Consider the following 23,325-nt stretch of genomic DNA (forward strand, 5'->3'; position numbering starts at 1 on the left):
CATTTTAAACTTGTGCAAATCAACAATATTTTACACACATAACCTACTTTATAACCACTTGAACGTATATACGTTAAGCGCGCTGTAATCGGTTTGTAGGAAAATAGAAATAATATGAAATTTAACATTTCCTTTAAATGTAATTTTAGTCGATTAATGTCAAGAAATCGGGTGGTATTAATTACAAGTGAGATTTAAGTATAGAATGATTATAATTGTAAATATTTTACAATTCACCATATGAATCAGGATTCAGACCCTAAAAATCAAGAAATAGTTGAAAACCGTGAGCTAAATATTTGGGAGGCTATGATTCCCATAATTGCATTAGTAGCAATGCTTGCTTTTAATGTTTATATGTTTGGAGATGATGCTTTAAGTGGATCCAATCAATTTATACTTCTTTTAGGTGCTGCAGTTGCTGCAATTGTAGGGTTGTTAAACAAAACTTCATTTGAGACTATGATGGATGAAGTTGCACAAAATGTAAAATCTACAGCGGGTGCTATTTTAATACTTCTTTTAGTAGGGGCATTAGCGGGCACTTGGCTGGTAAGTGGCATTATACCCACTATGATTTATTATGGATTACAAATTTTAAATCCGTCCATTTTTCTAGCCGCTTGTGTAGTAATCTGCGCAATTATTTCTGTTGCTACCGGTAGTAGCTGGACAACTTCTGCAACTGTAGGTATAGCATTAATTGGCATTGCAAATGCCCTCAATATATCACTAGGTATGACTGCAGGCGCAATACTTTCCGGAGCTTATTTTGGAGATAAACTTTCTCCCTTAAGCGATACTACAAACCTGGCGCCAGCAATGGCGGGTACCGACTTATTTACGCACATACAGTATATGTTATTTACTACGGTGCCCACAATAACCATTACAATTATTGTATTTATAATAATTGGTTTTAATATTGAAACAAGTGGAACTGCAGATACTTCAGTGATATTAAATTCTATAGACGATGCTTTTAATATAAGTCCGTGGTTGTTTGTAGTTCCTGCCTTAGTAATACTTCTAATTGTTAAGAAAACTCCCCCACTTATAGCACTACTAGCCGGCACTCTGCTGGGCGCCATTGCAGCCTTGATTTTTCAGCCAGATATCGTTGCTAATTTAGGAGGCAGTGATACACTTTCAGTAAAAAGTGGGTATATGGGAATTATGAATGCAATCACCGTAGATACGGCTATCGAAACTACAAATGAAAATCTTAATGACCTTTTTGCAGCAAGCGGAATGGCGGGAATGCTGGGAACGATCTGGCTAATACTATGCGCAATGACTTTTGGTGGGATTATGGATGCCATAGGTGCGCTCTCTCGAATAAGTAAATTCATGCTTAACCTGTTCGACAGCACGTTTGGTTTGTTTGCTAGTACAGTAGCTACTTGTATTGGTCTTAATGCTACTGCAAGTGATCAATATCTTGCAATTGTGGTTCCCGGTAAAATGTATGCTAAAGCATATCGTGATAAAGGTCTTGCTCCAGAAAACCTGAGCAGAACATTAGAAGACAGTGGTACCGTAACTTCTGTACTAGTCCCCTATAACACCTGTGGTGCCTATCAAAGTGGAGTTCTGGGAGTATCTGTAGCAGATTATTTTGTATATGCCATCTTTAACTGGTTAAGTCCTTTTATGACTTTAATTTTTGCTGCATTGCGTATAAAAATTAGAATGCTTTCTGAAACAAGTCAATCAAAATAGTTTAGTAAATAAAAGGGTAAAATCTCCAATTAATATTTTCTAAGTGAAGTGCTTATAAGATTGCAAATTTATTAAAAAAGTATTTGAACAATTGCGTTTTATAACCTATTGACATTGCAGCTATAAAGCCATAGATTATACCTATTCTACTATAACATTATTTATTTCTTTTGAAACAGTATACGATCTAAACGTACTACTTTTGCCGAAGAATTAAAAAACAATAATAATGACATTAGTAGGAAAAAAATTCCCTAGCATCACAGTAGATGCAATGAACGAAATGGGTGATACGTTCAAATTAAATATTCTTGAAGAAGCACAAAATCACAATAAGAAAGTTTTGCTTTTTTGGTATCCTAAAGATTTCACATTTGTATGTCCTACAGAATTACACGCATTTCAAGCTGCATTAGCAGATTTTGAAAAAAGAAACACTATAGTTATTGGTGCTTCTTGCGATACTCCAGAAGTGCATTTTGCATGGTTAAATACCCCTAAAGATAATGGCGGTATCGAAGGTGTAACTTACCCTATACTTGCAGATACAAATCGCAATCTTGCAAACCGACTAGGAATTCTTGATGTCACTAATGAGCGCTATGATGAAGAAACTGGCACTCTTTTAGTTGATGGTGATAATGTTACTTACAGAGCTACTTATTTAATTGATGAAGAAGGTACTGTATTTCACGAAGGTGTAAATCATATGCCACTAGGTCGTAATGTAAATGAATTTCAACGCCTAATCGATGCTTATACGCACGTGCAAGAAAAAGGTGAAGTATGTCCTGCAAACTGGGAAGAAGGTAAAGATGCTATGAATGCTAACCGTGATGGTGTTGCATCATATTTAGCAACTAACTAAATATAAAATTATCCAGACTCTCTCTATTGTAAATTAGGAGTCTGGATACTATTTTAAAGAAGATATTAATTCTCCACATTGTGGTTAAAATCAAATACTATGTTAAACGAACTTGATCAAGATAATCTTGCAGAAATCGTAAATAGCAATGATACAGTAGTTGTTCAATATATGGCCGGCTGGTGTGGAAATTGTAGATTAATGAAGCCTAAATTCAAAAAAATGGCTTCAGAAAATGAAAACACAGTATTTCTACTTGTTGATGCTGAAAAATATCCGGAAAGTAGAAAACTGGCGACAGTAGATAACCTTCCTACATTTGCCACTTTTAAGAATGGTGCATTTGTAAATCAGGTACAAACAAATAAGCTAGAAATCCTAAAAGAATTAGTAAATGAAGTTACCAGTAATTAAGCATTTACAGAAAAATAACAGCGCTGAAGCTTTAGAGCATACCATCGAAGTATTAGAGTCTTTTACAGAACATAGATCTGTAAGTGAACAAGAAATGGATGTTGTAGGTGAGCTTATAACAAATCTGTGCGGTGCAGTAGAGATGCATCAAATGATCGCAAACGGAATGTCTGAAAAAGATGCTGCTAACGGTTTTGCTCAGAAAGTGTTAGGATCTATAGATAGATAATTTCTTATCAACAGTTTTAAAATCCCTTAATCGTAAATGATAAAGGGATTTTTTGGTTTTAGACAATTACGCAAATTAGCATTTGTTTAATTGTTACTCTATACGCTAATAAGTACATTTACTCAAACATACAAAAGCATTATGGCAACAATAACATTAGGTGGAAACACAACCCATACCCTAGGTGAACTTCCTAAAGAAGGAACAACAGCTCCCAATTTTCAGCTTGCTACAAAAGATCTACAACACGTATCTTTAGAAGATTTTAAAGGTAAACGCGTTGTGATGAACATCTTTCCGAGTGTAGATACCGGCGTGTGTGCAGCTTCTATCAGACATTTTAATAAAGACGCTTCAGATCTTGAAGACACAATAGTTTTATGTATATCAAGAGACCTTCCTTTTGCTCAGGCTCGTTTTTGCGGTGCCGAAGGCTTAGAAAATGTGGTTACTCTATCTGATTTTAAAAATGGCTCTTTCGGTAAAGATTACGGTCTTGAAATTGAAGATGGTGCGTTTGCAGGATTACATTCTCGCGTGGTTATAGTTTTAAATGAAGATCATAAAATTATATATAGCGAGCAAGTTTCAGAAATAGGTCAAGAGCCTAACTACGAACTGGCTTTAAACGCGTTAAACTAATCAATGAATAACGCAAAAGATAGTTTTATAATAAATCGAATTAAAGCGTTTAGGTATGCCTTTAAAGGCGCCTGGCTACTCATAAAAAAGGAACCAAGTATAAAAGTGCAAATGGTTTGCGCAGTGCTGGTCACCATACTTGGTTTTGTATTAGATATTTCTACTACAGAGTGGATTCTACAACTACTATCTATAGGTCTGGTATTATCTATTGAAGGTCTTAATACCGCAGTTGAGAAAGTTGCAGATTTTATACATCCCGAGTATCACAAAAAAATAGGCGATATTAAGGATGTCGCTGCAGGTGCTGTTACGTTTGCCGCACTCATTGCGGCAATAATTGGTCTTATTATTTATATTCCAAAACTGTTCTAAAATTTTATCAGTTGAGTACCGTTTGATATTTGTATTTTTGCCAACCTGTAGATTTTAAAATCAATGCTACATTTGGCAAAATATCTATAACTACAGCATTGCAATCTTAAACTAATAATAAGTTACCGGTACAAATAGTCAACGCTTGGAATGGCCAGAAAAAAAACCAAAACCACAACCAAAAAAACTACGCAACCTAAGAAGTTAACTCTTAAGTTGTCTAAACAGCAGAAGATTGTACTGGGGAGTTTTTTATTTCTCCTGGGTATCGCACTTCTATTTTCTTTTATTTCCTTCTTCTTTAATTGGCAGGCAGATCAAAGCACATTAGATAGTCTGGGAGATCGCAGTGTAGAAAGTCAGAATTGGCTAAATAAATTTGGTGCTGCCATTGGTGATTTTTTCATATATCAAGGATTTGGGGTAGCTTCATTTGCGCTTGCTATTTTAGTAACGCTCACTGGTTTTTACTATTTCTTTGACAAGGAAAAGAAATCCCTTCGCGCCTATTGGTTTTGGGGAATAATAGTAATGCTTTGGTTCGCCATTTTCTTCGGATTCTTTTCAGACTCTGCACCATTACTTGGTGGTATGGTAGGTTTTGAACTAAATGACTATCTACAAGATTATTTAGGATTAATAGGTACAATACTTATTCTTGCTTTTTTTGCAATTGTATATTTCGCCATTCGATTAAAAATCACTCCAGAACTTGTAGGCTCGTATTTAAAACAGAAAAAGCAGTCGCTTCAGAGTGAACTAAACGATGAAGACGATGATGATTTTTCAGAATACAGAGACAATGCGTTTGATAAAGACAATATAGATTTGCCTAAAGCTAAACCAGCCCCTACTCCATCTGCAACAGATGAGAAAGTTGATGAACCGGTTTTACAGCAAAGCAAACCTGCACCTAGCGAAGAACCGGTGCTAAAATTAGAAACAACACAAGCTCCTCAAGAAGATTTTGAAATAGAAATTGAAGAACCTATTGAGGAAGAAGAATTGGTAGAAAATCTTAGCACTAAGCTTGTACAGGATTTTGGAGAATTTGATCCTACTTTAGAATTAAGCAACTACAAGTTTCCTTCGATAGATTTATTGAAAGATTATACAAAAGGACAAAGCATAACCATTGATCAGGAAGAACTTGAAGAAAATAAAAATCGTATTGTAGATACGCTTAAAAACTATAAGATCGAGATCGCGCACATAAAAGCAACTGTAGGCCCTACGGTTACTTTATATGAGATTGTACCCGAAGCTGGCGTGCGTATTTCTAAAATTAAAAACCTTGAAGATGACATTGCGTTGTCACTTTCGGCATTAGGAATACGTATAATTGCACCTATCCCCGGTAAAGGAACTATAGGTATCGAAGTGCCTAACAAAAACGCGCGCATCGTCTCTATGCGCTCTGCTATAGCTTCTCCTCGTTTTCAAAATGCCGAAATGGAATTACCCCTTACATTAGGTAAAACCATTTCTAATGAAACCTTTGTAGTTGACTTAGCAAAAATGCCTCATTTACTTATGGCGGGTGCTACCGGTCAAGGTAAATCTGTAGGTCTTAATGCAATTCTTACCTCGTTACTTTATAAAAAACATCCTGCAGAAGTAAAATTCGTGCTGGTAGATCCTAAGAAGGTTGAGCTTACACTGTTTAATAAGATTGAACGTCATTATCTGGCTAAATTACCAGACTCTGAAGAAGCAATTATTACAGACAACGCCAAGGTGATAAATACGTTGAATTCGCTCTGTATTGAGATGGATAATCGCTACGACCTACTTAAAAACGCATTGGCTCGTAATATCAAGGAGTACAACGCAAAGTTTAAAGCTCGTAAACTGAATCCAAATGATGGTCATAAGTATTTACCATACATCGTATTGGTAATTGACGAGTTTGCAGATCTTATTATGACTGCCGGTAAAGAAGTAGAAACTCCTATTGCACGACTTGCTCAATTAGCACGAGCGATAGGTATTCACTTAATTGTAGCTACTCAACGTCCATCGGTGAATGTAATTACAGGTATTATAAAAGCCAATTTCCCTGCGCGTATTGCATTTAGAGTTACCTCAAAAATTGACTCACGTACAATTTTAGATAGTCAAGGTGCAGATCAATTAATTGGGCGTGGTGATATGTTATTTACTCAGGGTAATGAACTTACGCGGGTGCAATGTGCTTTTGTTGACACTCCTGAGGTTGAAAAAATTACTGAATTTATAGGGTCACAAAAGGCATATCCTGATGCCCATCATCTACCAGAATATGTAGGCGAAGAAGGTGGCACAAGTCTTGATATAGATGTGAGCGACAGAGATGTTCTCTTTATGGAAGCTGCGGAAGTTATTGTTATAGCACAACAAGGAAGCGCTTCTTTATTGCAACGTAAACTGAAGCTGGGCTACAATAGGGCAGGTAGAATAATTGATCAATTAGAAGCTGCAGGCATTGTAGGACCCTTTGAGGGCAGTAAAGCTCGCCAGGTACTGGTTTCAGATATGAATGCCTTACAACAACAATTAAATAATGATTAAAATGAAAAATTTAAAAATAAAAGCATTTACCTTTTTATTTGTATTTCTCGCGGGTATTACGCTTTCTAATGCTCAAGATACTAAAGCAAAATCTCTTTTAAATGAGGTTTCTACTAAAGTGAAATCATATAAGAATATGTTTATCGACTTTAAGTACACGCTATCGAATGATGCAGCCGGCATTAATCAAGAAACACGCGGTGATGTTACTCTTAATGGAGATAAATACAAACTGAATTTAATGGGAACCACCCAGATGTATGATGGTAAAAAATTATATACTGTAATCCCTGATGATGAGGAAATCACTATTTCTACTCAAGACCCGGGAGATGATGATGCTATTACACCTTCAAAAATGCTAACCTTTTTTAATAAAGGTTATACATACAAATGGGATATAGATCAAAGTGTAAATGGTCGTAAAATACAGTATGTAAAATTAATTCCTATTGATTCTAATAGCGAGTTAAAGTCTGCTTTGCTTGGTGTTGATGCCCAGACAAAACATATCTACCGCTTAATAATGACTCAAAAAAACGGAACAAAAATTACTATAACTGTAAATTCATTTAAGACAGACCAGCCATTACCCGGCAACTTGTTTGTTTTTGATGAGAAGAAATATGCAGATTATTACATCAATAGGCTAGACTAGCTTCTGTGAAAATACTGGACCGTTACATACTTACGACTTTCGTTAAAAATTTTCTGAGTACATTCATCATTTTGATGTTCATATTTGTACTTCAGACGGTATGGCTATATATAAAAGAACTTGCTGGTAAAGATCTTGATTTCTTTATTATCATCAAGTTCCTTATGTATTTCTCTCCGCGCTTGGTCACGCTGGTATTACCGCTTACAGTATTACTTACCAGCATTATGACCTTTGGTAATTTTGCTGAAAATTATGAGTTCGCTGCAATGAAATCAACAGGAATTTCATTGCAACGAGCCATGAGAAGTCTTACAATCTTTATTATAGGGCTTGCTGCTACTTCATTTATGTTTGCTAATTATGTTATTCCTGCTGCAGAATTTGAATCACTTAATTTGAGAAGAAATATTGCTCAGGTAAAGCCCGCAATGGCAATTACAAAAGGACAGTATACAGATATTGCAGACGGCTATGTAATTAAGGTGGCCGATAAACAAGGTGAAAATGGGCAATTTTTAAAAGATGTAATTATCTATGAAAAAAATCCCACTCGTATAGGAAACTACACGGTAATTAAAGCACGAGAAGGAGAACTCATTAGTGCCGAAGGTGATAATATTTTATCACTTAAACTTATTGACGGTAATTACTACGACGAGATCGAGCAGAGAAACTACAACAAACAAAAGCGCGAGCCATTTGTAAAAAGTTATTTTGAAACGTATACCATTAATATAGATTTGTCTGAACTAGACAATGTAGATATGGATGAAAAAAGTATTGACAATGCGTATACAATGCTTACCGTTGCCCAGCTTAGTGACACCTTAGTTGATATTTCAAAAAATTATAATTCTCATTTAGAAGGTTTAGGAAAAGGAGCTTTACGGGAGTTGTATTTACAGAATTTAGATTCTACCTATCTCGCAAATGTCCCTGTAGATACTTCCCGAGTACTCAACGAGAATTTGCTAGAAAATTTTGAAGATTCAGAAAAGATGCAATTACTGGATCGTACTATTGCCAAAATTAAAAATGAGATAAATGACATTAAAAATGACAAGACCACAAATAGTCAAAAAGTAAAAGTTCTCAGTAAATATGAGATTGCATTACACGAGAAATTTGTTCTTGCCTTTGGATGTATTATACTCTTTTTTGTAGGAGCACCTTTGGGAGCTATCATCCGTAAGGGAGGATTAGGGTTACCTATTGTGGTAGGTGTTGTTTTGTTTCTAACCTATCACTTTATAGGTATTTTTGCAAAAAACAGCGCAGAAGACGGTAGTGTTTCAGCCTGGTTAGCGAGCTGGTTGAGCACACTTATATTATTTCCGCTAGGTGTATATTTAACTTATAGAGCAACCACTGATCAGGGGTTATTTGATCTAGACGGATTTCTTGATCCTGTTAAAAAGTTATTTCGTAAAAAAGATAAAAGCGGTATTGACTCTCAGCAACCACTTAAAGATGCAGAACTTTCAAATGCTGAAAAGGCACTTCTAAAAATTAAAACCAAGCAGGAATTAGAAGATATAGTAGCCAATTATAAAAAGTATGGATATTCTGAAAATTTTAAAGACGCTGCAGCACTTCTTTTAAAGCAACAATCTTAGCCTAATAGATCTCCTTTTAGTCTTAAATCTGTAGGCTCACAAAGCTAAATTGTATCTTTACGCATCTAAATTAAACTCATGACTACGCAGACATTTACCAGAGATATAGAACTCAATACCATTCAGGAAGCTATTGAAGATATTAAGAATGGAAAAGTAATAATTGTTGTAGATGATGAGGATCGGGAAAATGAAGGTGATTTTTTAGCCGCATCAGAGATGGTCACGCCAGAAATGATAAATTTTATGGCGACTCACGGCCGCGGACTTATTTGCACTCCTATTACTGAAGACCGTTGTAAAGAGCTCAAGCTGGATATGATGGTGGGAACGAACAGTGACCCTATGGAAACCGCATTTACGGTTTCGGTAGATTTGAAAGGAAATGGAGTTACCACCGGGATTAGTGCTTCAGATAGAGCAAAAACTATACAAGCATTAATAAACCCAGAAACCAGACCTTGGGATTTAACGCGACCGGGACATATTTTTCCGCTTAAAGCGAAAGAAGGTGGTGTATTAAGGCGTACCGGGCATACAGAAGCTGCCATAGATTTTGCACGTCTAGCTGGTTTTGCTCCTTCAGGCGTAATTGTCGAAATCATGAATGAAGATGGTACGATGGCACGTTTACCTCAATTACTTCAAGTCGCTAAAACTTTTGATATTAAAATTGTCTCTATCGCAGATCTTGTTGCATATCGCATGCAACACGATTCTCTTATCGTTAAAAAAGAGGATTTTAATATAGATACCCGTTATGGCAATTTTAGATTGCGTGCCTATCAACAAACTACAAACGACCAAATACATATTGCTCTTACAAAAGGCACTTGGGAGATCGATGAGTCGGTTTTAGTACGTGTGAATTCTACTTTTGTAAATAATGACATCTTGAGTACACTCACTCAGGAAAATGATCGCAAACTTGATAAAATTTTTGAAACTATAAATACAGTCGGAAAAGGTGCGATTGTATTCATCAATCAGGAAAATATCGCTCACAAATTACTCTACCGTCTTGCCGAAATTAAAGATAGGCAGGAAACTGGTCGTAACAACGCGGTGCAGTCTAAGATGGATCTTAAAGATTTTGGTATTGGTGCTCAGATATTACACGATTTAGGTATCACAAAAATTAAACTTTTATCTAATAGCGAAGAACTTAAGCGCGTAGGTATAATAGGATACGGACTTGAAATTACAGAACGCGTAACGTACTAAACGCAAAACACGCTTATTTTCCATAGACATTTTGCTGATACAACTAGAGAAGCAAGTTTTATACCTAAATTTTCTATAATTAGAATCGACTCGTATAACAACGAGTTATTTTCTAAATTGTCAATAAATTAGATTTATTCTTGGCTGGTGTTTTTGTTGATATGTTCACATACTGAATGTATTATTTAAAGTACTTGTTACAAAACGGAAACTTATCTTTATATCTCAACATCCCACACGTAGTTATTTTCGTAATTATAGCGTGAACACGATAGTATATGAGGGTTAAAAAGATAGTCTTATTAAAACTACTAGGTTATTTAACACTAGCCTTTGTTGTGCTACTCCTATTTGTGAGCACCCTCTCCTATCGTATTAAATCATATAGTGAGCCTTATATTTTTGATACGGCTGCTGAAACTCCAAAAGTATATTCCGTAATCATTTTAGGAACCAGCGTGCTGTCTAATGGAGAATTATCGACAATGCTTAGAGATCGTGTAGAATCTGCATTATTACTTTACAAAACAGGAAAAGTAACGCGGTTTTTAGTAAGCGGAGATAATGGCTCTACGAGTTATAATGAACCGCAGGCAATGAAAAGATATCTTAGGGAACGCGGAGTGCCCGAAGAAGCTATATTTATGGATTATGCTGGTTTTGATACCTATGATTCGATTTACCGCGCCTCTTATATTTTTGAAATTGATAATGCAATTGTTGTCTCACAACGTTTTCATCTTCCGCGTGCAATTTATATAGCTCGCCAAATGGGTCTTAATTATTACGGTTACAATGGCGATCGTAGAGCTTATGATCTTGAAATGCGCAACAGGTTTAGAGAAATCTTAGCGAATGTAAAAGCGTTTTTTGAACTTACATTTAACAAAGAGCCTCATTTTAAGGGAGATAAAATCCCCATCACCGGAAAAAACAATTAGTTTCAAAATTCCTTTAAAAAGAGTGTTGCCATATTAAAAAAACTTTCTATATTTGCACCCGCAATCAGCAAATAGCTGATGAGACAACTCAGGAGAAATGGCAGAGCGGTCGAATGCGGCAGTCTTGAAAACTGTTGAGGGTCACACCTCCGGGGGTTCGAATCCCTCTTTCTCCGCGAAAAGCCCTAAAAAAGGCAATAAAAACCCTGTAAATAGTTGATTTACAGGGTTTTTTATTTTTATTGATTTCATTTGATATCAAATAATTGCAAAGAAAAGGTGGCCAATTCGGTGTCACTTTTTTACGTCCACCAACTGACACCGAATTATAGTCAAGACACTGTCATTCAGTGATTTAATTCAAAACGTGATTAATTTTTTTTGACTACATTGAATAGAATTTAAAAACTATTCGGTGTCACATTCTCTTTCTCTTCTGTTCTACATCAAAAAAAGTAAAGCCGATGAATACGGCAAAGCTGTTATTTACCTGCGTATTACGCTCGATGGCCGCAGGGCTGAATGCAGTGTTCATAGAAAAGTCAAAGTTGACGATTGGCACTCCAAAACCCAACGGGCTTTAGGTAATTCTCAAAACTCACAAGAAATTAATAGAGAAATAAGCATAGTCACAGACAAGATTTATGGTATTCAGCATCAGTTTCAGCGTGAAGGAAAACCCTATACTGCTTTGAATCTTCGAGATGCGTATTTAGGTAAAGACAAATCCAAAAAGATGCTCCTTGAGATTTTCCAAGACCATAATAACAAAGTTGACAACTTAGTAGGCAAAGATTTTGCCGCCGGAACTGCAGAACGTTATCGTACCTGCAAAAAACACATAGAAGCTTTTATAAAGCAGAAATACAAGATAAATGATATTCCAGTGCAGGATGTAGACCATAAGTTCATCACTGGGCTTGAATACTATTTAAAAACCACACGCAAGTGTGCGCATAACTCTGCAATCAAGTATATCACAAACTTTAAGAAGATCATCCGCATCGCTCATGCAAACGATTGGATCGATAAAGATCCCTTCTTGAATTGGAAAGCAAAACTCAAAATCGTAGAACGTGAATTTTTGACAGAATCAGAAATTCAAAAAATTATTGAACTCGATTTAAAAATGGAACGTCTGAATCAGGTTCGTGATATTTTTATTTTTTGTTGTTTCACCGGCCTTGCATATGCTGATGTTAAAAAATTAAATCGTGGTGATATCAGCACGGGAAATGATGGCGAAGAATGGATTAAGACAAAACGTTCTAAAACCGATACCAGAAGTAATATTCCGATTTTACCTATTCCCAAGAGTATTATTGAGAAGTATAAAGATCAGGAGCTGCTGAAAGAAAAAGATTTAGTTCTTCCAGTACTCAGTAATCAAAAGATGAATGCATATATTAAAGAAATCGCCACACTTGCTGGCATCACCAAAAATCTAACTTTCCATTTGGCACGGCACACCTTCGCTACAACGGTTACCCTTACAAATGGTGTACCTATCGAATCTGTAAGTAAAATGCTGGGACATACTAATCTTAAAACAACTCAGCATTACGCGAAAATTCTGGATATGAAAGTATCCCGTGATATGGCAATTTTGAAAGACAAGTTCAAACCAAAGAACTAGTTATCGCCTTCGCTTCTTCGTTCCATATTTTGGACATAGCCAAAAAATGGACTCCTCCTTTCCGGCTCGTTTAACTTAAAGGCATTCTTCGCATATATCTGAGCTATCTTTTTCCAATTATCAATCTTCCACTTTTTGGATTTTATATAGATATAGAATTTTTTAGCCTCAATTTCCGGCCACTTGTTTTCTTCAAAAAATTCAATTATATCTTTTTGAAAAATTGGCTCGGCCAGTTTATTTATGTTTGTATTTATTTGTTTTAAAGAAGGTATCAATTTTTGGACTTCTTTTGATGGGGTCGTGTCCATTTTTTGGACCGAACTTGTACCACTAGTTGTATCGTACTTGGCACAAAATAAGACCATCTTAATACGAGATGCAGCCTTGGGGGTTGTAGAAGGATAATACTCCAGAAAGCCCAAATTTACCAAATCTCTAAGATGGCTGTGATAGGTCGTCTTAGACCGTATCTTTGCCCATTTTCTAATTTCCTGGCTATTGATGCTAATTATCTTTCTAAAATATTCGCGATTCCATTTTTGAAAGAAAGCGATATACAAGGTAATGTGACCTTGCTTAATTTTTGGTTCTTCATTGAATCGCTTAAATACTTCATTTAGCTGAACGATATAATTTACTTTTTCCATATTCAAGCGTCATTAGATTTGGAATTTTTCTTTTCACGAAACCGAACTTCTTTGTTTTCGTCAGCGTATTTTTTTTCAACGATTAGTGTTTTTTTAGCAGGTTCTGTTTGTTCAAACAATTTAAGTAACATTGCTGCCGTGGGTTTAGTTTGAGTCTTTTCAATATCCTTTAAAATAGCAATCATACCGTTCATACGTTTTTTGATAAGTATGGTAATTCTATTTTCCAATGTTTCCATTCTAGGTCCGAAGGTTTCGGCTGGCGAGATCCCGTTTTCCTCAAAAAACTCAAGCATGAGAAGTAGCGCTATTGACTGAGATTTTGAAATTGATTTTGAAAATTTTCTAAATGCTTTCGCTACGGATGCTTTAATCTTTAAAGTCTCAAAACGCTCTTTTTCGTATCCTTTATCCATAGTTTTTAGTAATTTATTTGCCTATTCTTAAGGCTTGTAGCTGTTTTTTAGTAAAAAATAACACTATTTTAAATTCAGGTGAAAAATCTAAAACCTTGCGAACCCCAATCATCATTAGCTTTACAGAAGAATCGAATAACATGTAACCGGCGCCAGCGTGTTACCCTCTTGCTATTCGATTCCCTCAATTCTTTCGAGATTCTTCATACCCTTTTACTGAAGCTAAAGCGCTCTTATTATCAGTAATAGTTTATGAAGTCTTTTAACAAGAATAACCGTAGATAATTATCGATTATTTAATGAATACTCTTGATTAATAATATTTCAATATGCTTCAAATTCAGTGTATACGATCAATTAGAAAGCCAATTAATTTTGAATGAAATTGGTGTCAAAAAGTTGCCACGTTGGCACTAAAATCTTCTTACTTATTATATCTGGAGCGTTTTCCTTTTCGTTGAAATGAAATGGACTTGTGATCTTAATTGAAGTGATTTAGTGAATTGAAAAAGAATATAGAAACGCCCTTCAACTTTAATACTCTTACTTCCCATAGCGCCATCGCTGTTACCTTTTCGGTAGCAGGTACTAAAATTGTGACGGAGTAAGAACTTATAAAAGTGAGGAACGAACGGTTATGCAGTTCGTCTCAGGCAGAATTTTAAATTTTGTGTAGAAATAGGTTGTGGTGATCTTTTACCAGGCGAACTTAGTCGCTTTTTCTGCGACTGGGTTCAAGATATTGTAGTGAACCTTATTTTTCGAAGAAGAGCCTTTTTTGGCGAAATGGAGAGTAATGGGATGGAACGGCCACTATTACTATACCATTTTGATATTATGAGCCGATTAGGAATTCTATTCGGCTCATATTTTATATTATCAATATTTAGACTTTATCTCCTGTTATTCAATTGAGTAATAGTCCTAAAAGTCCTGCATTCATTCCTTTTGGAAAATCGTCATTTAGGTAAACTGTATAGTTAGTAATGGATTCAATGTTTTTCGAAGATTATTTAATTTGTCTTGTATAATTATCACTCAGATACTTAAGCTTACGTTTATCAAAAGCAGGCTTTGTACCTTCAAGTATATCGACGATTCCCTTATTAATATTATTCTTTTCTATTCCTCCAGACTTGAAGCTAAAGACATTGTTGCCTTTTTTATCCAGTTCAACGTGGATTACTTGTTCTGCATCGGCAACAACAGCTAAATTTGGGTTATGTGTGACAATGATAAGTTGTCTTTTTTTCTTGGCTTGCCTTATAAATGGAACTAAGACCTCAAAAACACTTTGATTGTCCAAATTATCTTCTGGCTGATCTATAATCAGAGGTTTTTCGTCATTATCTAATAAAAGATAGAAAACAATGAGCGCAGCTCCACGCTCCCCGGGAGAAAGTTGCTCTATACTTTTACCTGAAAACTTCAATTCATATTTTTCGTCTAAATATTTAAGACTAAATAGGAAATCGTAGAGCTCGTTGAGCTTTTTAGATTCTTTAATTTGATTGAAAGGATTCTGTTTGACATCGCCAAAAAATTCAAGCCTCTGTGATATCTCATCAAGAAAATTTAAAACTCCTTCAAGTTCGTTAGGATTAGTATTATCTAACAATTCCTTTACTAATAATTCCGACTCGACTTGTCCTTTAAAGGATCCTGTTCGCCCTTTATCTATAAACTCTAAGAAATTATCGGAAAAATTTGAAACCTGCATTGATGCCTCTAAAGAAATGTCATATTCTTTGATTTCTTGCATTTCAGTTGATAGCTTGTGATCAATATTAGATTTAAATTGTGCGTAAATATCAACTATGGACTTTTTAGACTTATAAATTTTGGTCGTTAAATCATTACGTTCTGTTTTTTTTATTCCTATTTGATCGCTCAATTGCTCATTAATAAATTTTAATTGGTTTTTAAAATAATTCAATGAGCCAGGCAAAGGGTTTGAAATATCTCCTTTCTTTTCAGCCAAAGATTTTTCCCAATTTGCAACCGATGACTTGTAAGACTCAATTGCCTTTTCTTTTGCGTCTAGTGTCTTAGAAAGTTCTTCTATTTGAGCTTTAGTTATGTTGATTTTCTCAATTAAAAGATCTGATTTATTTACTGATAAAACCTTATGCTTGTCTTCATCAAAAGAAAGTTTTCCTGTTTGAAGTTCTAACGTGATCTTTTTTAGCTCCTTCTTATCAATAATTTTTGTTATTGGTTCAAGGTTAATCTTAGGTTCTGGATAAATTTCATCAATCGAAATATTAAACACTTTTAATTCCTCTGACTCTTCAGATCTAAAATTTTGAATCCTAAATTTTTCAGTCTCAAATCTATCCTTAATTTGATAAAGCATAGTCAAGTCGCTATTGAGATTCGTTAGCTCCTCTGTCAGCTTCTCTTTTTGAATATTTAAAAGGTCTAGGTCGTTATTTGCCTTTTCAAGTAATTTGAAATTCTCTCCTTTAGTCTCTGAATCATCGCCCTTTTTATCAGGATTATCAGGGAAAGGATTTTTTGGCTTATTTTCAATAAGACTGTCAATCTCTAATTGTATGGTATCAATTTTACTTTGTATCCCTTTTTTATGTTCTTCAGTATTTTTGAGTTGTAATCCTACTATTTCTTCATTAAGAATTCTCAATTCTTGGCGTAAGGACGCAATTTTTTCTTCAGCAGTTTGCTTCTTTACATTTATAAATTCATCAAAAGTGGAAGCATTATTGCGTTCGGTTATATCTAGGTGAGTAAATACAACTTGATTAATTTCTTTTTTAAAGTTTTCGTTGTTCTCTATTTCGTTACACAAATCCTCAAAATAAGATTGCGGTAAATATTTCACTTTTTCCTCTAAGTCATAATCTACAGAACTATTAAGACTTTGAGATACTGTTAAACCACTTGCCCAAGTTAATTCTGCCTCAAAATTTTTAGCTAGTCCGCCTTTCAGAAATTTCTTTTTACTTAAAAATGAGAAATAATCATAATTGTGAGAATTACCTAACAAGCCTATAATGTCCGTAATAGCGCTTTTACCTTTACCTTTATTTCCAATGATTGCAGTTAATTCGCTACTTGGATAGACCTCTTGATTTTTAAACCAAACTCCATTTGCTTCGTTATAATCAGCAATTTGATTAATTGTAAGTTTCTGTATGTATTTGGTTTGATTATTTCTTACTCTTGTGTGTAATTCTGGCTCAGGACCGATGAATATCCTACTTTCAGGTTCGTATAATAGATAAATAAGTCCTTCAAAACTAGGATTGATTTTTACCCAAGTACTACAATTACCAATTCTGTCCTTGGTGTTAGTATCAGAGCTAAAAGAATGTGCGTCGCTACAATCTAAAAGTAAATTGTTAACCGATTGTGATTGTAAACCAGCTTTAGACTTATCAAATGCAGCCTTATCCTCGGAAGCGGTAAAAACGAAATCAGCAGAATTGATCACAGTTTTCTTTTCGGCTATAGAACCATCCCATCTCATTGCTTCCCATTCAGTTTTGCCCACAGCGGTTAAAAACTGCCCCTTTAAATGAACATTTTTTAATTTATCGAGAAGCTGTGTATAAGGTATATTCAAAGATTGAAAGCCAATTTTTAATGCAGACTCATTCAGCAAGACATTAGATGATGCTTTTATTTTTTCGCCTAATGATTGTAAGTTTTCTCGTGTAATTACTCCGTTCCAGTCACTTTCATTGGATTGGTAGTCAGGAAACAATTTATAATCTGCGCTTAGAGAATTTAAAAACTGTTGTTGTATTGTTTCCGGATCGAGCTTATCCGAAAAGATTATATGGTAGTTAACTCTCTTGAAAGGGTTATCCTTATTTATACTTCCGAACTTATCAATACGTAATTCAATTACAGGAAGAATTAAATCAATATTCGATAACCGACCATTCTTTTTATAATCAATTACTTTTTTGTAGCCGTCAATAAAAATGTAGTCGTTGATCCCTAATATTTTGAACTCATCAGGTAAAGATTCTAAATCCGAAATATACTTTTCCCAAACTTCCTCTTGTTGCCCATCTCCATAATGATGCTCAATAGAAAATGGTGTATGAACGTGTAGATCACACTTAATCCATTTTGAACCTTTATTATAATATTCTTCCATAAACATCTATTTAAACCTATCAGTCATTACTAATCCTCTCGCTGCACATTCGTAAATCCTTTCAGAAGTATCAGCCTGAGCTATTAAACTACGTAACATCCCAATATTCTCACTCTCTTGATAAGTCAATTCTTCATCTAAGAATATAAGACAAGCTTTCTCCAAACGATCTTTCAGTTCTTGGAGATTTTTAGAAATACTTTCATTTTTAGACTCTAGTCTTACAAGATTTTGAAATTCTGCTTTACTCGGTCTTCTTATTCTTCTGTCTAAACGATATGCTCTATTCAGAAAGCTTTCGTAGTTCATCGATTTAATTTCTATGGTGCTCATAATTTATTTTTTTACCCATTTTTCACAATCCTAATCTCCTCATCACTCAATCCATATAGCTCATAAACCATTGCATCTATTTGTTGCTCTAAGCTGTTGATTTGTGATTGCAGGTCTTGTGCTTTTTTCTTGTTTTGCTCAAAGAGATCTAGCCACTCAAACTCATCTTTTTTGGTAAGCGTAGGGATAAGGTGAACGCTTTCTTCTGCTCTTAATTTGTTTGTGGCTTTTATGGCTTTATTAAGTTCGTTGATAAACTCTCCAAATGTGAGATCGTGCCAGTTTTCGAGTTTGCGAGAAAATTTTTCAATCTTGAATTGATGATATAAATATTTTAAGAATTTATCTTGTATGGTTGTAAATGATTTGATTTCAGTAGAAATTAAATCATAAAGGTTTTCAATCTTTAGAACAGTAGTTATATCGGGCTCTATAAAAGGAAGTTGTGATAATAAAACAGGTTTCACTTGTGCCATTGTTCTGCCTGTTTCGGAAGACAATAACCGATACAGGTAGGTAGATAATCTTGAATTTAAAATTGCAGACAAATATTTATTAGAAATTTTATCATTTGCACTAAACACGTACAGACCATCAGTAGGAAATAATTCATTTCTATCTATCGATGTTATAATACTGTCTCCCGTAATTACACCCAACACTTTACTCTCCTTTGTAAATATTTGTGGATTCCTTGCCCGATGTAACGCATAAAAAGGATGTTTACCTTGAGCAACTTCTTTACAAGTTATCTTCGGTAGGTATTTCTCGATATATGCGAGAATATTTGGAAAGTCCTGAGGATTGTCATTTTTTGTAATGTAGAATAGGTGTTTATCTACACCAATGGTATAGTACCTTTTTACATCAACTCCTCCTGTAACTGTTCGTCTAATATATTGTTTTTCTAAATTTTCAGTTTTGATAGTATCTGCATCAACTATAAATGCATCTTTCAAATCTGGACTAACTCCTCTTTGTATTCCGTCACTATCTATAAAATCATTAAGAGTTTTGGTATTGTGTCTTTTCAGTATTTGATATCCGCTTAAATTTTGAGTAGCAAATACAGTATTTGGTATTGAATAAAATAATTCACTTTGGACTTCATAAGTGTCAATAGTATTAATATCGACATCCTTGTACTTATTGAAATTCCCTACAATAGAAGGATTTTTACTTTTCTTTTTGGAATAAACTACAATTGCCGATGGTCGAGCAACTTCATCAAAGATTCCATCCCCAACATTTATTGCAATCTGCAATTGGGTTTCTTCAAGTATTTTTTCTCTAAGTTTAGAATTGTCTTTTTGATATAAAATTACATCTGGTATAATCATACCAATAACTCCAACATCATTGATCAAGTCAATAGATTTATCTATAAAAAACATAAAAGAATCTACCATTCTAACTATTATGTCTTGATGTTTAGACTTGACATATTTTAGATCGGCAGTTGGCAATTTTGCTCCCCAAGGCGGATTCCCAATCACAACATCAAAGCCTCCGTTTGCAAACACTTTTGCGAAAGCGGTCTCCCAATTAAAAGCTTTATCTCCTGCTATGGTTTTACTGTCTATTAAACTGTTACCACATTTTATATTACTACTTAAATCGTTAAGCTTACGTCTTGGTTGTGCGGTGCGTAGCCAGAGTGATAGCTTTGCAATCTCTACAGACTCCTCGTTAAGATCTACACCATAAATATTGTTCTCCAATATGGTGTTTTCTATATCTGGGAACTGTAAACCACCACCTAGAATTTTGGTCTTAAGATCGTCTAAGTATTTATGTTCTTTAATGAGAAAATCGAGCGCCTGGTTAAGAAATGCTCCAGAGCCACAGGCAGGATCACAAATAGTGATATGTAACAACCATTCGCGGTAGGTGTCAAGGGTTTCAACTAGCTTTTGTATAGTCTTATCGTTTCGCTTCTTTCTACCGGTACCGCGACCTTTAAAATACTCCTCTTCTTTAAAACCGAGTTCGGCTTTTTTCTCATCACATATTTTGCCTACGGTATTTTCTGCAATGTATTTTGTGATATACTTAGGTGTGTAAAACACGCCATCTTTCTTGCGCTTACTTTTCTGTTTATCGAAGTTGCCCCCTTCTATTTCGGCATTAATGCTCTCAATCTCGTTGAGAGAGTTTTCAAATATATGACCAAGGATGTTGACATCTACCTGGCTTTCAAAATCATAAGTCGCTAGTTTTTTGGTGTGTTTGTAGAGTAAATCATCATCTATAATCACACGGTCCAGAATAGAATCTGGTTTAAAGAGACCACCATTATAGGCAAAAATCTCTTTATTTTCTGCATCGCCCTTGCGGCCTTTATCTAGATAATTAAAATGCTTTTTAAAGCGATCGTACAACGGTTCATCAACGTCCAGCTTGCGAATGGTGTCCCATTCTGCTAGACGCTTTATTGTATAATTAGGTTGTAAGAGTCCGCGATCTTCTGCAAAAAAGATAAAGAGAAAACGATCTATAAGTTTCTGCGACTTTTTAAAAAGCGTGAGTTTAACGTTTTTCTCCAGACGTTCAAGATCCGACTGGTGTTCTGCATTATCAGTAATACCAGTTTCTTCCTGCAATGCGATTTTAAGAACTTTACCGTTTTTCCTTACTAGATCACGATACAATTCGCGTTTAAAGAGCGAATAATCTTTATAAAAATCTTTGGTAATTTCTTCTTCCTTAATTAGCGAATCCTGCTTTATCTGAAGCGGTAATTCCCTGAGCAAATTGTCTTTATACAAACACAAATACAGTAACCCAAAGTCATCACGTGTTAGGTTAAATAGGTCAAAATCCAGTAACTCTGTCGTATCGTCTATGTAAAAACGTAGTTTCTCAAAATTTGAAGTAATAACAAACCTGCATCCTTTATGGTTTACCTTGTAATCAAAAGCCTGACGTCTTATGCTTTCCAGATCTTTTGTGTTTGTGCCCTTAAGCTCTACAACGGCTACCGTTTTTTCTTCTGTGATAATGGCGCCATCTGCCTTGCGGTTATTTTTCTCGTTTTTGTATTCTGTGGTTAAGTTGTATTTGGGCTTTGGATTAATGGTATAATCGAGGACGTTTACAAAGAGTTCTGTAAGAAAAGTTGCCTGTATTTGCTCCTCGTTACTCTTGTCTATATTTTGCTGTATCTCAAGGTTGAGAAAGAATTTTGTGTACTTGCGGTATGCCTTATCTACTGCGTTTTTGTCCTGTTGTGCGAGATATTTTTTAAGTACTGAAATTTGAAATAAAGCCATTAATTATTATTAGAATATTATTATGCCTAAAATAACAAAACATATTTTTTATAAACTCATTGAAGACTAATAATAAGTGGCTTCTAACTAAAATGTTCATTTAAACGTCAGTTATTCCTGTGGCTATTATACAAGGGTAATTTCGTCAATCCCTCAATTTAAAGCACCTTAATATATACTAGATTGTGAATAACTATTTATAGAACAACACGTTAACTCTACTATATTTGTTGTAACAATATTATTTATGGAAAAAGTTACAGTAAAAGATTTGGTTGATTTTAAGCGAAAGTCTGATCGAGCGAAGAAGACATTTGCTCAAAAAATAAAAACTCGCGAGGCTAAATCTAAAGGTGACGGCACTGGTGGAAACTGGTGGTCAAATAGTCTTAGTTCGATAGGCAATACATTTAAAACTGGTAATAAAAATGAAATAAGTAAGAAAATAGAAGATCTAAATAATAGGTATAATTCTACCGACATTAAGCTTACTAAAATGCAATACGCGCAAAATATCGAAATATTACAATCTATGTTGGACTATGATTTTGAATTGATACGTCCAAAGGAAGGTTTTGCTCAAGTTAAAAGTATTTATGAGCAAAAGATGATTGAGATTTCTGGTTTTCCGATTCAAGCTTGGCCCACTAGTGTTTTCTCATTCGAGAAGGATAGCAAGAAATATATCGGGGCAGTTTGGTTTATCACTAATAAAGAGCCATTTAAAGACTCAGAGCTAGGGATGTTTGCGGAATTGCTTTATCGATATTTGTCAAAATGGTATTCATCTAAATTTACTATTGACCCTTCCTTTTGTATTGCTCTCGAACCAAAGCGGGGCACTCACGTTACATTTAAAACGATAGAGGATGGCGATGTTGTTTCGATTTTGGATAAAACAATAAGAGAGATTAAGAGTTTGTAATATTTTGATAACCCGTTTATCTTAAAATAAATACTCTATTTAAAATAATGAAATTCCTCTTCATCTGCTCCGCAAACAAACAACGTTCCAAAACGGCCGAAGATTATTTTGCTGAAAAGCATCCCGATTATAATTTTAAAGGTTCAGGAACAAATACTAAAATTTTCAGAAAAGAGGGCACAACTGAGCTAACTGAAGATTTTTAGCATGGGCACACAAGGTCTTTGTGATGAAAAAGAAACATCTTGACCAGATTCAAAAAAATACTATGTCAAAATATTACTCAAAAATTAACGTGTTGGATATCCCTGATATCTACAAATATTATGATACTGATTTTAGAGCAATTTTAGAAGAGAAAGTATCTTTCTGAAACTACCTATATAGTAGTAAAATCACTCTAAAAATTATCATAATTACCATTATAATAGTCTTTTTACACTCCATAATTTTGAGGTATTTAAATGACTTCTCTTAGTAAACTTTCGAGAAAAATATTAAAAACTGGTACTTTTCTCAAAAGTTTACGATAATCCAATACTTAAATTTGATTCGAAATAAATTATACGAATTTGTACACTCAGCTTGCATATATACTCCGAAACTCACAAATTTTTGTTAAAAAGGGGCTAATTCGGTGGAGGTGGAAATGGGAGGCTCTTTTAGTGCCTGAAAACACTATAAAAACCAAATTTCAGATAGTTCCTCTTTCTCCGCAAAAA

19 protein-coding genes and 1 tRNA gene are annotated in these 23,325 nt (G+C 34.7%); 15 read left to right on the forward strand and 5 right to left on the reverse strand.

All coding sequences use genetic code 11. The features are described from left to right. Nucleotides 1-240: 240 nt before the first annotated feature. From nhaC to DSM00_RS07310, 13 genes are all read left to right on the forward strand, one after another. Nucleotides 241-1,722: a Na+/H+ antiporter NhaC gene (nhaC, locus tag DSM00_RS07250; protein ID WP_128757354.1), complete on the forward strand. Its 1,482-nt coding sequence runs from the start codon at nucleotides 241-243 to the stop codon at nucleotides 1,720-1,722. Between the two features lie 229 nt (nucleotides 1,723-1,951). Further along, nucleotides 1,952-2,590: a peroxiredoxin gene (locus DSM00_RS07255; protein WP_128757355.1), complete on the forward strand. Its 639-nt coding sequence runs from the start codon at nucleotides 1,952-1,954 to the stop codon at nucleotides 2,588-2,590. 99 nt (nucleotides 2,591-2,689) lie between these two features. After that, the gene (locus tag DSM00_RS07260) at nucleotides 2,690-3,004 is read left to right on the forward strand and encodes a thioredoxin family protein (RefSeq protein ID WP_128757356.1); all 315 of its coding nucleotides are present in this window, start codon (nucleotides 2,690-2,692) and stop codon (nucleotides 3,002-3,004) included. After that, a complete protein-coding gene (locus DSM00_RS07265) occupies nucleotides 2,985-3,233 on the forward strand; it encodes a DUF6952 family protein (protein ID WP_128757357.1) in 249 nt (82 codons plus the stop codon). Before DSM00_RS07260 ends, DSM00_RS07265 begins: the two co-directional genes overlap by 20 nt. 141 nt (nucleotides 3,234-3,374) lie before the next feature. Then, a complete protein-coding gene (gene tpx, locus DSM00_RS07270; protein WP_128757358.1) occupies nucleotides 3,375-3,875 on the forward strand; it encodes a thiol peroxidase in 501 nt (166 codons plus the stop codon). A 3-nt stretch (nucleotides 3,876-3,878) separates the two neighbouring features. Continuing rightward, complete coding sequence (locus DSM00_RS07275; protein WP_128757359.1) at nucleotides 3,879-4,250, forward strand: diacylglycerol kinase family protein; 372 nt, start codon at nucleotides 3,879-3,881, stop codon at nucleotides 4,248-4,250. A 150-nt stretch (nucleotides 4,251-4,400) separates the two neighbouring features. Then, on the forward strand, nucleotides 4,401-6,800 hold the full coding sequence (locus DSM00_RS07280) for a DNA translocase FtsK (RefSeq protein ID WP_128757360.1): 2,400 nt from the start codon (nucleotides 4,401-4,403) through the stop codon (nucleotides 6,798-6,800). 1 nt (nucleotide 6,801) lies between these two features. Further along, nucleotides 6,802-7,458 carry a LolA family protein gene (locus DSM00_RS07285; protein WP_241652368.1) on the forward strand — a complete coding sequence of 219 codons (657 nt, stop codon included), beginning with the start codon at nucleotides 6,802-6,804 and terminating at the stop codon, nucleotides 7,456-7,458. A gap of 5 nt (nucleotides 7,459-7,463) precedes the next feature. Next, on the forward strand, nucleotides 7,464-9,077 hold the full coding sequence (locus DSM00_RS07290; RefSeq protein ID WP_128757362.1) for an LptF/LptG family permease: 1,614 nt from the start codon (nucleotides 7,464-7,466) through the stop codon (nucleotides 9,075-9,077). A 78-nt stretch (nucleotides 9,078-9,155) separates the two neighbouring features. Then, the gene (gene ribB, locus DSM00_RS07295; protein ID WP_128757363.1) at nucleotides 9,156-10,301 is read left to right on the forward strand and encodes a 3,4-dihydroxy-2-butanone-4-phosphate synthase; all 1,146 of its coding nucleotides are present in this window, start codon (nucleotides 9,156-9,158) and stop codon (nucleotides 10,299-10,301) included. A 278-nt stretch (nucleotides 10,302-10,579) separates the two neighbouring features. After that, on the forward strand, nucleotides 10,580-11,242 hold the full coding sequence (locus tag DSM00_RS07300) for a SanA/YdcF family protein (RefSeq protein WP_128757364.1): 663 nt from the start codon (nucleotides 10,580-10,582) through the stop codon (nucleotides 11,240-11,242). Between the two features lie 91 nt (nucleotides 11,243-11,333). Next, a tRNA-Ser gene (locus DSM00_RS07305) sits at nucleotides 11,334-11,418 on the forward strand. A 239-nt stretch (nucleotides 11,419-11,657) separates the two neighbouring features. Then, nucleotides 11,658-12,878 carry a site-specific integrase gene (locus DSM00_RS07310; protein ID WP_128757365.1) on the forward strand — a complete coding sequence of 407 codons (1,221 nt, stop codon included), beginning with the start codon at nucleotides 11,658-11,660 and terminating at the stop codon, nucleotides 12,876-12,878. Here DSM00_RS07310 and DSM00_RS07315 read toward each other — a convergent pair. The 5 genes from DSM00_RS07315 to DSM00_RS07335 form a co-directional block, all read right to left on the reverse strand. Continuing rightward, nucleotides 12,875-13,528, reverse strand: coding sequence for a hypothetical protein (locus DSM00_RS07315; protein WP_128757366.1), 654 nt, complete (start codon nucleotides 13,526-13,528; stop codon nucleotides 12,875-12,877). The genes DSM00_RS07310 and DSM00_RS07315 overlap by 4 nt on opposite strands. A 2-nt stretch (nucleotides 13,529-13,530) precedes the next feature. Then, complete coding sequence (locus DSM00_RS07320; RefSeq protein ID WP_206633793.1) at nucleotides 13,531-13,944, reverse strand: BfmA/BtgA family mobilization protein; 414 nt, start codon at nucleotides 13,942-13,944, stop codon at nucleotides 13,531-13,533. A 1,009-nt stretch (nucleotides 13,945-14,953) separates the two neighbouring features. Then, a complete protein-coding gene (locus tag DSM00_RS07325; RefSeq protein ID WP_128757367.1) occupies nucleotides 14,954-18,073 on the reverse strand; it encodes a TrlF family AAA-like ATPase in 3,120 nt (1,039 codons plus the stop codon). A gap of 6 nt (nucleotides 18,074-18,079) precedes the next feature. Then, nucleotides 18,080-18,382, reverse strand: a complete 303-nt coding sequence (locus DSM00_RS07330; RefSeq protein WP_128757368.1) for a hypothetical protein — start codon at nucleotides 18,380-18,382, stop codon at nucleotides 18,080-18,082. Between the two features lie 35 nt (nucleotides 18,383-18,417). Further along, nucleotides 18,418-21,678 (reverse strand): Eco57I restriction-modification methylase domain-containing protein, encoded by a 3,261-nt coding sequence (locus DSM00_RS07335; protein ID WP_128757369.1) that lies wholly within the window; start codon nucleotides 21,676-21,678, stop codon nucleotides 18,418-18,420. A 247-nt stretch (nucleotides 21,679-21,925) separates the two neighbouring features. On the opposite strand from DSM00_RS07335, the gene DSM00_RS07340 reads away from it, so the two are divergent. Beyond that, nucleotides 21,926-22,603 (forward strand): hypothetical protein, encoded by a 678-nt coding sequence (locus tag DSM00_RS07340; RefSeq protein WP_128757370.1) that lies wholly within the window; start codon nucleotides 21,926-21,928, stop codon nucleotides 22,601-22,603. Nucleotides 22,604-22,650: 47 nt separating this feature from the next. Beyond that, on the forward strand, nucleotides 22,651-22,809 hold the full coding sequence (locus tag DSM00_RS15600) for a hypothetical protein (protein WP_206633794.1): 159 nt from the start codon (nucleotides 22,651-22,653) through the stop codon (nucleotides 22,807-22,809). Nucleotides 22,810-23,325: the final 516 nt, after the last annotated feature.

The sequence above is a fragment of the Leeuwenhoekiella aequorea genome (assembly GCF_004104375.1).
Classification (GTDB): Bacteria; Bacteroidota; Bacteroidia; order Flavobacteriales; family Flavobacteriaceae; genus Leeuwenhoekiella; species Leeuwenhoekiella aequorea.